This window comes from Aromatoleum sp., from assembly GCF_032027225.1.
Classification (GTDB): domain Bacteria; phylum Pseudomonadota; class Gammaproteobacteria; order Burkholderiales; family Rhodocyclaceae; genus Aromatoleum.
Genome location: NZ_JAVSMM010000036.1, coordinates 1 through 14,857, shown reverse-complemented (window position 1 = coordinate 14,857; position 14,857 = coordinate 1). Strand labels below are relative to the sequence as shown.

14 protein-coding genes are annotated in these 14,857 nt (G+C 63.1%); 11 read left to right on the top strand and 3 right to left on the bottom strand.

What is annotated here, in order from left to right; translation table 11 throughout:
- Positions 1 to 99: 99 nt before the first annotated feature.
- Complete coding sequence (gene queG / locus ROZ37_RS21790; protein WP_312662807.1) at positions 100 to 1,176, bottom strand: tRNA epoxyqueuosine(34) reductase QueG; 1,077 nt, start codon at positions 1,174 to 1,176, stop codon at positions 100 to 102.
- Positions 1,177 to 1,212: 36 nt separating this feature from the next.
- Between queG and tsaE the strand changes: the two genes are divergently transcribed.
- The 7 genes from tsaE (at position 1,213) to ispH (ending at position 8,815) form a co-directional block, all read left to right on the top strand.
- Positions 1,213 to 1,728 (top strand): tRNA (adenosine(37)-N6)-threonylcarbamoyltransferase complex ATPase subunit type 1 TsaE, encoded by a 516-nt coding sequence (tsaE, locus tag ROZ37_RS21785; protein ID WP_312662806.1) that lies wholly within the window; start codon positions 1,213 to 1,215, stop codon positions 1,726 to 1,728.
- On the top strand, positions 1,683 to 3,026 hold the full coding sequence (locus tag ROZ37_RS21780) for an N-acetylmuramoyl-L-alanine amidase (protein WP_312662805.1): 1,344 nt from the start codon (positions 1,683 to 1,685) through the stop codon (positions 3,024 to 3,026). The genes tsaE and ROZ37_RS21780 overlap by 46 nt, the downstream gene beginning before the upstream one ends.
- Positions 3,027 to 3,092: 66 nt before the next feature.
- Positions 3,093 to 4,031, top strand: coding sequence for a bifunctional riboflavin kinase/FAD synthetase (locus ROZ37_RS21775; protein WP_312662803.1), 939 nt, complete (start codon positions 3,093 to 3,095; stop codon positions 4,029 to 4,031).
- Positions 4,032 to 4,044: 13 nt separating this feature from the next.
- Positions 4,045 to 6,864 carry an isoleucine--tRNA ligase gene (gene ileS, locus ROZ37_RS21770; protein WP_312662802.1) on the top strand — a complete coding sequence of 940 codons (2,820 nt, stop codon included), beginning with the start codon at positions 4,045 to 4,047 and terminating at the stop codon, positions 6,862 to 6,864.
- Positions 6,857 to 7,402, top strand: coding sequence for a signal peptidase II (gene lspA, locus ROZ37_RS21765; protein ID WP_312662801.1), 546 nt, complete (start codon positions 6,857 to 6,859; stop codon positions 7,400 to 7,402). The genes ileS and lspA overlap by 8 nt, the downstream gene beginning before the upstream one ends.
- Positions 7,399 to 7,827 (top strand): FKBP-type peptidyl-prolyl cis-trans isomerase, encoded by a 429-nt coding sequence (locus ROZ37_RS21760; protein WP_312662800.1) that lies wholly within the window; start codon positions 7,399 to 7,401, stop codon positions 7,825 to 7,827. Before lspA ends, ROZ37_RS21760 begins: the two co-directional genes overlap by 4 nt.
- A 49-nt stretch (positions 7,828 to 7,876) precedes the next feature.
- A complete protein-coding gene (ispH, locus tag ROZ37_RS21755; RefSeq protein ID WP_312662799.1) occupies positions 7,877 to 8,815 on the top strand; it encodes a 4-hydroxy-3-methylbut-2-enyl diphosphate reductase in 939 nt (312 codons plus the stop codon).
- Positions 8,816 to 8,954: 139 nt separating this feature from the next.
- Here the strand turns inward: ispH and ROZ37_RS21750 are convergent, their stop codons facing one another.
- Positions 8,955 to 10,055 carry an aromatic ring-hydroxylating dioxygenase subunit alpha gene (locus tag ROZ37_RS21750; protein ID WP_312662798.1) on the bottom strand — a complete coding sequence of 367 codons (1,101 nt, stop codon included), beginning with the start codon at positions 10,053 to 10,055 and terminating at the stop codon, positions 8,955 to 8,957.
- A 127-nt stretch (positions 10,056 to 10,182) separates the two neighbouring features.
- On the opposite strand from ROZ37_RS21750, the gene xseB reads away from it, so the two are divergent.
- The 4 genes from xseB to folE2 are packed head-to-tail and all read left to right on the top strand — an operon-like array spanning position 10,183 to position 14,068.
- Positions 10,183 to 10,428 carry an exodeoxyribonuclease VII small subunit gene (gene xseB, locus ROZ37_RS21745; protein ID WP_312662796.1) on the top strand — a complete coding sequence of 82 codons (246 nt, stop codon included), beginning with the start codon at positions 10,183 to 10,185 and terminating at the stop codon, positions 10,426 to 10,428.
- On the top strand, positions 10,425 to 11,321 hold the full coding sequence (locus ROZ37_RS21740; RefSeq protein WP_312662795.1) for a farnesyl diphosphate synthase: 897 nt from the start codon (positions 10,425 to 10,427) through the stop codon (positions 11,319 to 11,321). Before xseB ends, ROZ37_RS21740 begins: the two co-directional genes overlap by 4 nt.
- A 24-nt stretch (positions 11,322 to 11,345) precedes the next feature.
- A complete protein-coding gene (gene dxs, locus ROZ37_RS21735; RefSeq protein ID WP_312662793.1) occupies positions 11,346 to 13,208 on the top strand; it encodes a 1-deoxy-D-xylulose-5-phosphate synthase in 1,863 nt (620 codons plus the stop codon).
- Positions 13,209 to 13,258: 50 nt separating this feature from the next.
- Positions 13,259 to 14,068 (top strand): GTP cyclohydrolase FolE2, encoded by an 810-nt coding sequence (gene folE2 / locus ROZ37_RS21730; RefSeq protein ID WP_312662791.1) that lies wholly within the window; start codon positions 13,259 to 13,261, stop codon positions 14,066 to 14,068.
- A gap of 67 nt (positions 14,069 to 14,135) precedes the next feature.
- On the opposite strand, the gene ROZ37_RS21725 is transcribed toward folE2, so the two are convergent.
- Positions 14,136 to 14,585, bottom strand: a complete 450-nt coding sequence (locus tag ROZ37_RS21725; protein ID WP_312662790.1) for a MaoC family dehydratase — start codon at positions 14,583 to 14,585, stop codon at positions 14,136 to 14,138.
- Between the last annotated feature and the right edge of the window lie 272 nt (positions 14,586 to 14,857).

Genomic DNA, 14,857 nt, shown 5'->3' with positions numbered 1-14,857 from the left:
TCCTGCAGCGCCTGGGGCAGCAGCATCTGCTGCTGAGGGCAATAGGGCAGATAGCTCGTCATCTCAACAGTCTACCGGCCCCGACACGCCAGGGAGGGCTTACCTCACCGACGCTTGGCTTCTGCCGCGCAGACTCCTAGGGCCGAGGGCGTGCCGCTGCAGTGCCCACGCGACGTGTTCGCGGACAAGCTCGGACGCGTCTTCGGCGCGGGCACGCAGCACCGCGACGATGTCGGGCGAGGACGGCGCATTGCCGAGTGCGACGGCGATATTTCGGGACCAGCGCTCGAAGCCGATGCGGTGGATCGGGCTGCCCGCCGTGCGCGTCGCAAAATCCGACTCGGTCCAGGCGAAGAGCTCGACGAGCGTCGCGCGATCGAGGCCGTGGCGTGGCGCGAAATCCGGCTCGGCAGTGATTTTCGCAAAGCGGTTCCAGGGACAGACGAGCTGACAGTCGTCGCAGCCGTAGATCCGGTTGCCGATGAGCGGTCGAAGTGCCTCGGGGATCGCGCCTTTCAGCTCGATCGTCAGGTATGAGATGCAGCGGCGGGCATCGACGCGGTACGGCGCGACGATTGCGCCGGTCGGGCAGGCATCGAGGCAGGCACGACAGGAACCGCAATGCGGCTCCTCCGGCCGATCGACCGGCAGCGGCAGGTCGGTGAAGATTTCGCCGAGGAAGAAGAACGAGCCCGCGCGGCGATTCAGCGTCAGCGTGTGCTTCCCCCGCCAACCCAGGCCGGCCCGGCTTGCGAGTTCGACTTCGAGCACGGGCGCCGAATCGACGAACACACGGTAGCCATGCGGTGCTTCGGCGCTGATGAGGTCGGCGAGTTTCTGCAGCCGGGCGCGCATCACCTTGTGATAGTCACGCCCCAACGCGTAACGCGACACGTACGCCCGGGCGGGGTCGTCAAGGGCTTCCTGCGCATCTGCCGCCTGCGGCCAGTAGTTCATCCGCACGCTGATGACCCGCAGCGTGCCCGGCACCAGTTCGTCCGGCCGCGCGCGCTTCATGCCATGGCGCGCCATATAATCCATCTCGCCGTGACACCCTTCCGCGAGCCAGGCCGCCAGGCCGGGCTCGGCGTCGCGAAGGTTCACGTCGGAAACGGCGACGGCATCGAAACCCAGCTCCGCCGCCCAGACATCCAGCTGCCCCGCCAGTCCGGTCAGAGACGGCGCACGGCCCGCTTCAACCGAGACATGCTGATGATTCAGATTCTTCACCCCGCAGATGATACCGGCCGCGGGATTTCCGCGCACCTTGACGGCGAAGCCGACACCGAAGCCATCGGGGCGGCGCTGGCGCCCGCCCTGCACGGTGCCCTCGTGATCTACCTCCGCGGCGACCTCGGCGCGGGCAAGACGACGCTCGTTCGCGGCACCCTCCGCGCACTGGGTCACGAGGGGAAAGTGAAAAGTCCGACGTACACCTTGATTGAACCTTACGTTTTTTCTAGATTAAACTTATATCACTTTGATTTTTATCGTTTCGCCGTTCCAGATGAATTTCTGGAAGCTGGCCTCGACGAATATTTCGCCGGAAACGGTGCGTGCCTCGTGGAATGGCCGGACAAGGCTGCTCCTTATCTCGCACCACCCGACGTGGAGTTGCGCCTCGGCGTTGCCGGCACCGGCCGCCACTTCGAGGCGTCTGCACTGACGGAGGCAGGACGTAAATGCTTGAGCAGACTGAATTCGGAACTGAGCCGCCCACCGCTGTGAACACCGCCTCGCACCTCACCCGACGCAACCTTCTGAAGTTCGCCGGCGCATCACTCGCGCTGCTCGTCAGCCCCGTCGGCTTCGCAGCGACGAGTCTTCTCGCCGTGCGGGTCTGGCCGGCCAACGACTACACGCGCATCACGCTCGAAGGCAGCCACCAGCTGAAGTTCACGCATCTCCTCGTGAAGGATCCCGAACGCCTCGTCGTCGATCTCGAAGACGTCCAGCTTGACAGCGTGCTGCAGACACTTCCATCGAAGGTGCTCGACTCCGATCCCTACATCCGGTTGATCCGCGCCGGACAGAATCGCCCGGGGGTCGTGCGGATCGTGATCGAACTCAAGAACGAAATCGCGCCGCAGGTGTTCACGCTCCAGCCGGTAGGCGATTACGGACATCGCCTCGTACTCGACCTCTACCCCACCGAGCCGGCAGATCCGCTGCTCGCGCTGATCGAAAAATCCTCCCCGCTCGACGCGGCAGCAGGCGAGCCGACGACGAGCGATCCGAGTTCGCCGCAACCAGTGCGCGAAAGCGTCGCGCAAGGGACTCCGAGACGTAAAGGCGGGCCGGCTGCGAACCGGCTCGTGACGATCGCCCTCGACCCGGGCCACGGCGGCGAAGACCCCGGAGCCGTGGGCAGACGCGGCAGCTACGAGAAGAACGTCACGCTGTCGATTGCCCGGCGACTCAAACGCAAGATCGACGCCGAACCGAACATGCGCGCGATGCTGACCCGCGACGGCGACTACTTCGTCCCGCTCGGCCAGCGCGTGACGCGCGCGCGCCGCGTGCAATCCGATCTCTTCGTGTCGATCCACGCCGACGCGTTCGTGCGCCCCGAAGCGCGCGGAAGTTCGGTGTTCGTGCTGTCGGAACGCGGCGCGTCGAGCTCGGCGGCGCGCTGGCTCGCGCAGAAGGAAAACGACGCCGACCTCATCGGCGGCGTCAATCTCGCGAAACAGGAAGGGCACCTCGCCCGCACCTTGCTCGACCTTTCGCAGACCGCGACGATCAACGACAGCCTGAAGCTCGGCAAGGCGGTACTCACCGAACTCGGTGACATCAACACGCTGCACAAGGCGCAAGTCGAGCAGGCGGGTTTCGCGGTACTTAAGGCGCCCGACATCCCGTCGATCCTCGTCGAGACGGCCTTCATCAGCAATCCGGAGGAAGAGCAGCGGCTCAACGACGACGCCTACCAGGACAAGATGGCCGAGGCGATCATGCGGGGGCTGCGAAGCTACTTCAAGGACAACCCGCCGGCGGGCCGCACGAAGGTCGCTCAATTGGACTGACTGACCGCGGCAGGAACGCGCGGACAGCCTGCGTTGCCGTTATAATTGCCGTTTTTTCAGGCGGTCATGCAGGTTTTTCGCGGGATTCCGGAGCGCGCCGCACAATCCTCGGTCCTCACCATCGGCAATTTCGACGGAGTGCACCGAGGCCACCAGGCCCTGCTCAAGATGCTCACCGACAAGGCCCGCTCGCTGGCGCTGCCCGCGGTGGTGCTGACGTTCGAGCCTCATCCGCGCGAATACTTCTTTCCCGCCAGCGCTCCCGCCCGCCTCGCATCGTTACGCGAAAAGCTCCTCTTGCTCGCCGGCTGCGGCGTTGACCGCGTCCATGTGTGTCGTTTCGATTCGCGCTTCGCCGCGATCACCGCCGAAGAGTTCATCGAACGGATTCTCGTGCGCGGTCTCGGCGTGCGCCACCTGATCATCGGCGACGATTTTCGCTTCGGGGCCAAGCGCCAGGGCGATTTCGCGATGCTGCAAGCCGAAGGCGCGAGCCGCCGATTCGCGGTCGAGGCGATGCCCACCCTCGACATCGACGGCGAACGCGCTTCCAGTTCGGCGATCCGCACGGCACTCGCCGAAGGCGAGCTCGCGCATGCCGCGCGCCTGCTCGGCCGCCCCTACAGCATCGCCGGCCGCGTGATCCACGGCGACAAGATCGGCCGCACGCTCGGCTTTCCGACCGCGAACATCCAGATGAAGCATCGCCGCCCCGCACTCGCCGGCATTTTCGCCGTCAGCGTCGAAGGCCTCGCGCCGCATCCGGTCGCGGGCGTCGCGAGCATCGGCGTGCGCCCGACGGTCACCGACTCTGGGCGACCGACGCTCGAAGTCAATCTCTTCGACTGGAACCGCGATTGTTACGGCGCGCACCTGCGCGTGCATTTCCTGAACAAGCAGCGCGACGAAGCGAAGTTCAGCTCCCTCGACGCGCTCACCGCCCAGATTGCCCGGGACGCGGACGAGGCCCGCGCCTGGTTTGCCCAGAATCCGATCCAAAATTGAAGCGGAACTCCACATGGCCGATTACCGCAAGACCCTCAACCTGCCCGACACTCCGTTCCCGATGCGCGGCGATCTCGCAAAGCGCGAGCCGGGCTGGATCGCCGACTGGCAGGCGAAGAAGCTCTATCAGAAAATCCGCAAGGCGGCCGCCGGCCGGCCGAAGTTCATCCTGCATGACGGCCCGCCCTACGCGAACGGCGATATTCACATCGGCCACGCGGTAAACAAGATCCTCAAGGACATCATCGTCCGCTCCAAGACGCTCGCCGGCTTCGATGCGCCGTACGTCCCCGGCTGGGACTGCCACGGCCTGCCGATCGAGCACCAGATCGAGAAGCAGCACGGCAAGCACCTTGCGGCCGACCGCGCGCGCGAGTTGTGTCGCGAATACGCGACCGAGCAGATCGCGCGCCAGAAGAAGGATTTCATCCGGCTCGGCGTGCTCGGCGATTGGGACAACCCGTATCGGACGATGAACTTTTCGAACGAAGCGGACGAAATCCGCGCGCTCGGCGACATGTACCGGAAGGGCTTTCTGTTCAAGGGCCTGAAGCCGGTCAACTGGTGCTTCGATTGCGGCTCGGCGCTCGCCGAAGCCGAGGTCGAATACCAGGACAAGAAGTCGCCTGCCGTCGACGTCGGCTTCCAGCTCGATGAGGCAGACCGCGCGAAGCTCGCATACGCATTCGGGCTCGACGCGCTGCCGGACCAGCCGGCGTTCGCGGTGATCTGGACGACGACGCCGTGGACGATTCCGTCGAACCAGGCGCTGAACGTACATCCGGAACTGATGTACGAACTCGTCGAAACGCCGAAGGGCCTGCTCGTGCTCGCCGCCGAACTGCGGCGCAGCGCGCTGGAGCGCTATGCTCTCGAAGGCCGCGTGCTCGGTGCTGCGCACGGCGTCGCGCTCGACCGCATCAACTTCCGCCACCCCTTCTACGACCGCCTCTCGCCGGTTTTTCTCGGCGATTACGTCGCGGCGGATGCCGGCACCGGGATCGTGCACAGCGCGCCGGCCTATGGTCTCGACGACTTCAATACCTGCACCCGCTACGGGATGCGCAACGACGAGATCCTGAACCCGGTGCAGGGCGACGGCGTGTTCGCCGACAGCCTGCCGTTCTTCGGCGGCCTGTCGGTCTGGGACGCGAACCCGAAGATCATCGAAAAGCTCGCCGAAGTCGGCGCTCTGTTCGCATCCGGCTCGCTCACCCACAGCTACATGCACTGCTGGCGCCACAAGACACCGGTGATCTACCGGGCAACGACGCAGTGGTTCGTCGGCATGGACCGCCTTCCCGGCCGCGAAGGTGTCGAGGCCGGCGCGCCGACGCTGCGCGAGCTCGCGCTGAAGGCGGTCGACGACACGCAGTTCTTTCCCGCGTGGGGCAAGGCGCGGCTGCACTCGATGATCGCGAACCGTCCCGACTGGTGCGTGTCGCGTCAGCGCAACTGGGGGGTGCCGATCCCGTTCTTCCTGCACAAGGAGACCGGCGCGCCGCATCCGCGCACGCTCGAACTGCTCGAACAGGTGGCGCAGCGTGTCGAGCGGGAAGGCATCGACGCGTGGTTCAAGCTCGACGCAGCCGAACTTCTCGGCAGCGAAGCCTCGCAGTACGACAAGATGCGCGACACGCTCGACGTCTGGTTCGACTCGGGCACGACGCACCGCACCGTGCTGCGCGGGTCACACGAGGACGAAAGCCGGTGGCCGGCCGACCTCTATCTCGAAGGCTCGGACCAGCACCGCGGCTGGTTCCATTCGTCGCTGCTGACCGGCTGCGCGATCGACGGCCGCGCGCCCTACGACGGACTGCTCACGCATGGCTTCGTCGTCGACGGCCAGGGCAAGAAAATGTCGAAGTCGAAAGGCAACGTCGTCGCGCCCCAGGAAGTCTCCGGCAAGCTCGGCGCTGAAATCCTGCGCCTGTGGGTCGCCGCGACCGATTACTCGGGCGAGCTGACGATCTCGAAGGAAATCCTCGACCGCGTCGTCGAAGTCTATCGGCGCCTGCGCAACACCCTGCGCTTCCTGCTCGCGAACACCGCCGACTTCGACATCAACAAGAATGGCGTGCCGGTCGATCAGTGGCTCGACGTGGATCACTACGCGCTTGCGCTGACGCGGCGTCTTCAGGAACAAGTCACCGCCGACTACGCGCGCTACGAATTCCACAAGATCGTCCAGGCGTTGCAAAACTTCGCAGCCGAGGATCTCGGGGCCTTCTACCTCGACATCCTGAAGGACCGCCTCTATACGACGAAAGCGGACTCGCCGGCGCGGCGCGCGGCACAGACCGCGCTGTGGCACATCACGCAGGCGATCACGCGGATGATGGCGCCGATCCTGAGCTTCACGGCAGAGGAAATCTGGCAGCTCGCCGGCGACGGTCCGGACGACAGCGTGATGCTGCACACCTGGCATGTGCTGCCGGACCTTCCCGCTGCCGACGAGACGCTCGCGCGCTGGGCGCTCATCCGCAGCACCCGCGCGGAGGTGCAGAAGGTGCTCGAGGGCCTGCGCACCGAGGGGAAGATCGGCTCGTCGCTGCAGGCGGAAGTGCGCGTGCGCGCCGCGGGCGAACGCCACGATGCGCTCGCGAGCGTGGGACAGGACCTGCACTTCGTGCTGATCACGTCCCGAGCGGAGCTCGTCCATGTCGACTCGACCGCGGACGAAGGCATCGACGCCGCGCCGTCAAGCGAGCAGAAGTGCGGGCGCTGCTGGCATTTCCGAGCAGACGTGGGCGATCACGCGGATCACCCGGAACTGTGCGGTCGCTGCCACACGAACCTCTTCGGTGATGGGGAAAGCCGCATCCATGCGTAGTCCGACTCCGGCCGCGCGGGCACGGTCGCCGGTTGCCGCCCCGCTGACTCGCCGTTTCTTCGGTTGGCTCGAACTATCCGCGCTGGTCGTCGTGCTCGACCAGATCGCGAAATGGGTGGTGCTGTCGAAGCTCACCTTCGGCGAGGCGATACCGGTGACAAGTTTTTTTCAGCTCGTCCTCGTCTACAACCCCGGCGCCGCCTTCAGCTTTCTTGCCGACCACAGCGGCTGGCAGCGGTGGTTCTTCATCGTGCTCGCGCTCGTCGTCTGCGGCTGGCTGCTCACGATGCTGCGCGCGCACCAGCGGGAATTGGCACTGCCACTCGCATTCAGCCTCGTCATCGGCGGCGCGATCGGTAACGTCATCGATCGCGTCGTGCACGGCGCGGTGGTCGATTTCCTCTATTTCCATATCGGCCGCTACGGCTGGCCGGCCTTCAACGTCGCAGACTCGGCGATTTCCGTCGGGGTCGTGCTGATGCTGCTTGCTCAGTTCCGCGCGCCCCGCGACACAACCACCACGGAGAACCCCTCGTGACCCAAATCGTCAAACCCGACAGCCTGGTGACGTTGCATTACCGCATCGCCATGGAAAACGGCCAGCCGCTGATCAGCACCTTCGAAGGGACGCCGGCGACGCTGCAACTCGGCGTCGGAGAGCTGCTGCCCAACCTCGAGCGGCTGCTCGCGGGTCTCGAGGTCGGCAAGCACGAACTCTTCACGCTCCCCCCGGACCAGGCGTTCGGCGCCCATAATCCCGAGCTCGTCGAGCGCGTGAAGCGCGAACATATGCCCGAAGAGGACATTGCCCCGATGACGATCATGGAATTCGCCGCACCCGACGGATCGCGGTATTCGGGCCTCGTGCGCGAGATCAGCGAGGAGTCCGCGCTCGTCGATTTCAACCATCCGCTCGCCGGCAAGACGATCCGCTTCGAAGTGGAAGTCATCGGCGTCCTCTGAGCGGCCGAAAACCGCTGCACCACCTCAAACCACGTCACGAGATCCCCAGATGAACGACAAGGAAATCCTTCTCGCTAACCCCCGTGGCTTCTGTGCCGGCGTCGAGCGGGCGATCGAGATCGTCGAGCGGGCGCTCGCGCGCTTCGGTGCGCCGATCTACGTCCGTCACGAGGTCGTGCATAACAAGTTCGTCGTCGACGGGCTGCGCGCGAAGGGGGCGATTTTTGTCGAGGAACTCGACGAGGTGCCGCCCGGCAACACTGTGGTCTTCAGCGCCCACGGCGTCGCCCAGGCGGTCCGCCAGGAAGCCGAAAGCCGCGGCTTGCGGGTGTTCGACGCGACTTGCCCGCTCGTGACGAAGGTGCATCTCGAAGTCGCCCGGATGCGCGAACAGGGGCGCGAGATTGTGATGATCGGCCACAAGGGCCATCCCGAGGTCGAGGGTACGATGGGCCAGATCGCCGACGGCATCCACCTCGTCGAGGTCGTCGAAGACGTCGCGGGCTTGAACGTCCGCGACCCCGGGCAGCTCGCCTACGTCACGCAGACGACACTGTCGGTGGACGACGCGGCGATGCTCGTCGCGGCGCTCAAGGCTCGGTTCCCCGCGATCGTCGGGCCGAAGAAGGACGACATCTGCTACGCGACGCAGAACCGCCAGGACGCGGTCAAATTCCTGGCTCCGCGCGTCGAAGCGGTTTTCGTCGTCGGTTCGCGGAACAGTTCGAACTCGAATCGTCTGCGCGAAGTCGCCGAACTGCTGGGCGTGCCCGCGTACCTCATCGACAACGCCGACGGAATCGATCCGGTCTGGCTCGAAGGCAAGAAGCGTTTCGGCGTCACCGCCGGTGCGTCCGCACCCGAAGTGCTCGTCGAGGCCGTCATCGAGCGCCTGAAATCGCTGAGCGGCGGTTCGGTGCGCGCTCTGGAAGGGGTGCCGGAAAAGATCACCTTCCCGCTGCCGAGGGAATTGCAGACGCCGAACTGAGCGCGCTTCCGAGGGGACTGCCCCGGACTCGGTGAAGCGCGCGCCCCTCAGGCCTCCCCTGCGCCGGCGAGCGCTTCGACCGCCGGGAGCTCGTACACGAAAAACGTACGCGAGCTCCGGGCAGCAAGACACCGCCCGGTTAGAGATGCGGCCCGAGGATCCTGCGGTAGAACTCGTGGAAATGCTGCATCCCGTCTTCGTACGGCGACTGGTACGGGCCGACCTCGTTGCGCCCCTCGTGCAGCAGCGCCCATCGTCCCCGGTCCATCCGCTCGCCGATGTCGTCGTCTTCGATCGCGGTCTCCATGTACGCGGCCTGCTCCGCTTCGACAAACTCGCGCTCGAACTCGACGATGTCCTCCGGATAGTAGAACTCGACGACGTTGGTCGTCTTGTTCACGTCCGTCGGGAGCAACGTGCTGACGACCAGCACGTGGGGGTACCACTCGACCATCACGTTGGGGTAATAGGTCAGCCAGATGGCCCCTTGCGCCGGCCTCTTGGCGCCATAATAGTCGAGGACGGCCTTGTGCCATTTCTCGTACGTCGCCGAACCCGGCCTGGCGAGCGAGGTGATGCCGACGCGCTGCACCGAGTACCAGTCACCGAACTGCCACGTCAGGTCGTCACACGTGACGAAGTGCCCGAGCCCCGGGTGGTAAGGAACGACGTGATAGTCCTCGAGGTAAACCTCGATGAACGTTTTCCAGTTGTAGTTGCACTCGTGAATCTCGACGCGATCGAGCTTGAAACCGGAAAAGTCGAACTCCGACGCGAGCTCCATGCCCGCGAGGTCCTGTCGCACCGAGCGCGGACCGGCAAACAACAGACCGTTCCAGCTCTCGAGCGTATCGCGCTTGAGGTTCAAGCATGGGTTTTGCTGGAAATGCGGCGCGCCGAGCAATACCCCCTGCTGGTCATAGGTCCACCGATGCACCGGACACACGATCCGTTCGGCCTTGCCGGCCCCTTGCAGCATGATCGCCTGGCGATGCCTGCAGACATTTGACAGGCGATGGATGCCTTCGTCCGTGCGGAACAGCAACTTGGAATGATCGAGCCATTCGAGAGAGCGGTAGCTTCCGGTTTCCGGAACCATCAGCTCATGGCCGACGTACCCCGCGCCCTGCCCGAAGAGCAACTGCTTTTCGAGCTCGAAAACCTTTTCATCGAAGTACATCGAGACCGGCAATTGGGAAACCGCCGGTGCCAGCTTCGCCTTGGATGCAAGGTCGGACATCCCGAACCTCCCCCGTGAATTCCAAGAAATTCGGAAAAAATGAGCGCATGATTCTATGCGAGAAGTTGTTTGACCGCCACTGGCGCGATCGGTTACTTTCCCCCCTTTTATCGTCCGTCTCCGAGCCATGGCCAAGACGCAAAACGCGCCGAAATCCTTCGAGTCGGCCATCACCGAGCTCGAAACGATCGTGCAGGAAATGGAAACCGGGACGATCTCGCTCGAACTGGCGCTGGAGCGGTATCAGCGCGGCGTAGTCCTTCTGAAACACTGTCAGGAGACTTTGCAGGCCGCCGAGCAACGGGTGCACCAACTCGAAAACGGCGTGGTCGTCCCGATCACTCCCGCCGAAAACAAGAGGGTTCCGGAATGAGCCTGACGAATTTTGCAACCTGGATGGACGGCATCCAGCGGCGCTCCGAACTCGCACTCGCCGAGGTACTACCCGAAGCAGGAGTCGCCCCCGCACGCCTTCACGAAGCGATGCGCTACGCCGCTCTCGGCGGCGGCAAACGCGTGCGGCCTCTGCTTGTTCACGCCGCCGGCGAACTGGCGGGAGCGAGCCCTGCGCGACTCGATCGGGTCGCGTGCGCCGTCGAGTTGATTCACGCCTACTCGCTGGTCCACGACGACCTCCCGTGCATGGACGACGACGTCCTGCGGCGGGGAAAACCGACAGTGCACGTGGAGTTCGACGAAGCGACAGCGCTGCTCGTCGGTGACGCGCTACAGGCACTCGCCTTTCAGGTGATCTCCGAGACCCCGCTGGCCGACGACCCTTGCGTGCAGCTCGACATGCTTGCTCAGCTCGCACGGGCGAGCGGTTCACGCGGCATGGCGGGGGGGCAGGCGATCGATCTCGGGTCGGTCGGCAAGCAGCTCACGCGCGAAGAGCTCGAGTTCATGCACATCCACAAGACCGGAGCCCTCATTCGCGCATCCGTCTCTCTCGGCGCTCGGTGCGGCGCACAGCTCGAACGCCATGCGATTGAACGACTCGACCGCTACGGGAAGCTGATCGGCCTACTTTTCCAGGTCGTCGACGACATTCTCGACGCGCAATCCGATACCGCGACGCTCGGCAAGACCGCTGGCAAGGATGCCGATCACAACAAGCCCACGTATGTCACGCTGCTCGGTCTGAGCGAAGCGCGCGCGCTGGCCGAATCTCTGCTGAACGAGGCACGGGACTCGCTGACGCCGTTGGGCGCCGGGGCTAAACGACTCGATGAACTCGCCACGTTCATTGTTCACCGAAGATTCTGAATTCCGACTTCGCCGGAACCTTACATGTCCTCGTATTCCCTGCTGCATCGCATCGACTCCCCTTCCGACCTGCGTCGCCTCGATCGGGGAGAGCTTCCCGCGCTGGCCGCCGAATTGCGCGCATTCCTGATCGAATCGGTTTCCCGCACCGGGGGACATTTGTCGTCGAACCTCGGCACGGTCGAACTTTCGATTGCGCTGCATTACATCTTCGACACGCCCGACGACCGAATCGTCTGGGACGTCGGACACCAGACTTACGGGCACAAGATACTCACCGGACGACGGGAGGCCATGGCCCGGCTCCGGCAGTTCGGCGGCATCTCCGGCTTTCCGCGGCGCAGCGAAAGCATCTACGACACCTTCGGCACGGCCCACTCGTCGACATCGATCTCGGCCGCGCTCGGCATGGCCGTCGCCGCTCGCGACCGCGGCGAGAGCCGTCGCGCGATTGCGGTCATCGGCGACGGCGCGATGTCGGCCGGCATGGCTTTCGAAGCGTTGAACAACGCGGGCGACACGCGCGATATCAATCTTCTCGTGATCCTCAACGACAACGAGATGTCGATTTCTCAGCCCGTCGGGGCGCTCACGCGAATTCTCGCCCGTATGATGTCGGGGCGTACCTACAACGCAGCCCGCCGCGCCGGCGAGAAGGTTCTCGGCGTCGCCCCGCCGATGCTCGATTTCGCGCGAAAAGTCGAAGAACACGTGAAGGGATTGATCACACCGGGGACGCTTTTCGAGGAATTCGGTTTTCACTACTACGGCCCCATCGACGGGCATGATCTCGACGCGCTGATTCCGACGCTGCAGAACCTGCGCAAGCTCAATGGGCCGCAGTTTCTACACGTGATCACACGCAAGGGACAAGGCTACAAGCTCGCCGAGGCGGATCCGATTCTTTACCACGGGGTTTCGAAGTTCGATTACCGGGCGGGCATCGACGCCGGTAAGGCAGTCGGCAAGCTTACGTACACGCAGGTCTTCGGCGATTGGCTTTGCGACATCGCTCGGCAGGACGATAAAGTCGTCGGAATAACGCCGGCAATGCGCGAAGGCTCAGGCATGGTTCGCTTCGCTCACGAGTTTCCCGACCGCTATCACGACGTCGGGATCGCGGAACAGCACGCGCTGACGTTCGCCGCCGGACTCGCCTGCGAAGGCTTCAAACCCGTTGTCGCGATTTACTCAACTTTCCTGCAGCGCGCATATGATCAGCTGATCCACGATATCGCGCTGCAGAACCTCCCGGTGATGTTCGCACTCGATCGCGCCGGACTGGTTGGCGCTGACGGCGCGACCCATCACGGAGCCTTCGATCTCTCCTTCCTTCTCTGTATTCCCAACCTGGTCGTCATGACACCTGCGGACGAGAACGAGTGCCGCCAGATGCTCTACGCGGCGTACCTGCACGATGGCCCCGCCTTGGTCCGCTATCCCCGCGGAGGCGGCATGCAGGTTCCACCACAAGCGACGATGACTGCTCTGCCGATTGGCAAAGGCGAGATTCGGCGCAGTGGTAAAGGGATCGCGCTGCTGGCATTCGGCAGTCTCCTCTCGAATGCCCTTGCCGCAGCCGATCAGCTCGATGCGACCGTAGCAAACATGCGCTATGCAAAACCGCTCGATCGCGATCTGATTGCAGAACTCGCCGCGAACCACGACTTGATCGTTACGCTCGAGGAAAATGCGATCATCGGTGGCGCGGGATCGGAGGTCGCGCGCATCCTCGAAGGACTTCCTCAGCGTCCGCGCCTGCTGCGCCTCGGTCTCCCAGATCGGTTCATCGACCACGGTGACCAGGCGCAGTTGCTGGAATCCGTCGGACTCGATATCGCAGGCATCACAGCCACGATCCGAGAAGCAGGAACGGTTCACGGCTAACACATGGACGGTAACAAAATCAGCGCACGCGAAACTTTCGGGAGCTCGCTATGACATCACAACAGAATCCGCAGATCCCGGACGTCCAGAATTCGAGCGACAGCCGTCAATTAGCGATCGACAAGGTCGGGGTCAAGTCGATTCGACACCCGGTCCGGGTAAGCGACAAGTGCGGCGGAGTGCAGCACACGATTGCGCTATTCAACATGTACGTGGGTCTCCCTCATAATTTCAAGGGGACTCACATGTCGCGCTTCATCGAGATCATCAACAGCAATGAGCGCGAGCTCTCTGTCGAATCGGTCGAGCCGATGCTGCGAGAGATGGTCAAACGTCTCGAAGCGGAAACCGGCTATATCGAACTGACCTTCCCGTACTTCATCAACAAATCGGCGCCAGTTTCGGGAGTCAGAAGCCTGATGGACTACGAGGTCACCTTCGCGGCGCAAATCCGCGAACGCGGAACCTGCGAGTTCACGATGAAGGTCGTTGTTCCGGTCACGAGTCTATGCCCATGCTCGAAGAAGATTTCGGACTACGGCGCGCACAACCAACGTTCTCACGTCACTGTCACCGCTCAGACGAACACGTTCGTCTGGATCGAAGAACTCATCGAGCTCGTCGAAAGCCAAGCCTCTTGTCAGCTCTACGGCCTGCTGAAGCGGCCCGACGAGAAATACGTGACCGAACGTGCCTACGACAATCCGAAATTTGTCGAAGACATGGTGCGGGACGTCGCAGGACTTCTCGACGCGGAACCACGTATCGACCGGTACACGATCGAGTCCGAAAATTTCGAATCGATTCACAACCATTCTGCGTACGCGTTGATAGAACGCGACAAGCGCAGCAACGATTAAAAACTCTCCCAGTGGCCGTTGCGCGGCTAAACCCCTTGCAACGGCCTCCCGTCCAACCGGCTACCCTTTATTTCCTCGCCGGCACAAGAAGTTCCGCCTGGCCTTCAAGCACGGGCTTTCCGGCGACGGTACACACGGTATCGAACAAAACCCGCTGCTTTTCCGGTATCAGTTCTACTATCGTTACTCGCACCACGACGGTGTCCCCTACTTTCACCGGCGCCTTGAATTTCAACGATTGCGCCAGGTAGATGCACCCCGGGCCGGGAAGTTTCGTCCCGAAAATCGCCGAAATAAAACTCGCCGACAACATGCCGTGCGCGATACGCGCACCGAACATGGTCGACTTCGCAAATTCGTCGTCGAGATGGACAGGGTTCGTATCACCTGAGACCCCGGCAAACATGAGAATGTCCGCATCTGTAACGGTACGACCAGACGATGTGGACATCCCTAGGTGAAGATCCTCGAATTCGTACCCATAACACTCGGAGAAATTACGTCTCGTTTCGCTCATATAGCCTCAGCCGTTAACAGTTTTGATCTCTTTTCTTCGTACGATATGACGTATGTGTTTCTTTGTCATTTCAATCGACTATAAGCATACCCGCGGAGAGCCCCGAGTCTTCGCTTCAATCTGAATCAAATCGTAGACGTAAAAAGCCGCTTCTCATTTTTTGAGAAGCGGCTTTTTTGTGTTGGGTAGTCTGACGATGACCTACTTTCACACCCGTATGGGCACTATCATCGGCGCGGTCTTGTTTCACGGTCCTGTTCGGGATGGGAAGG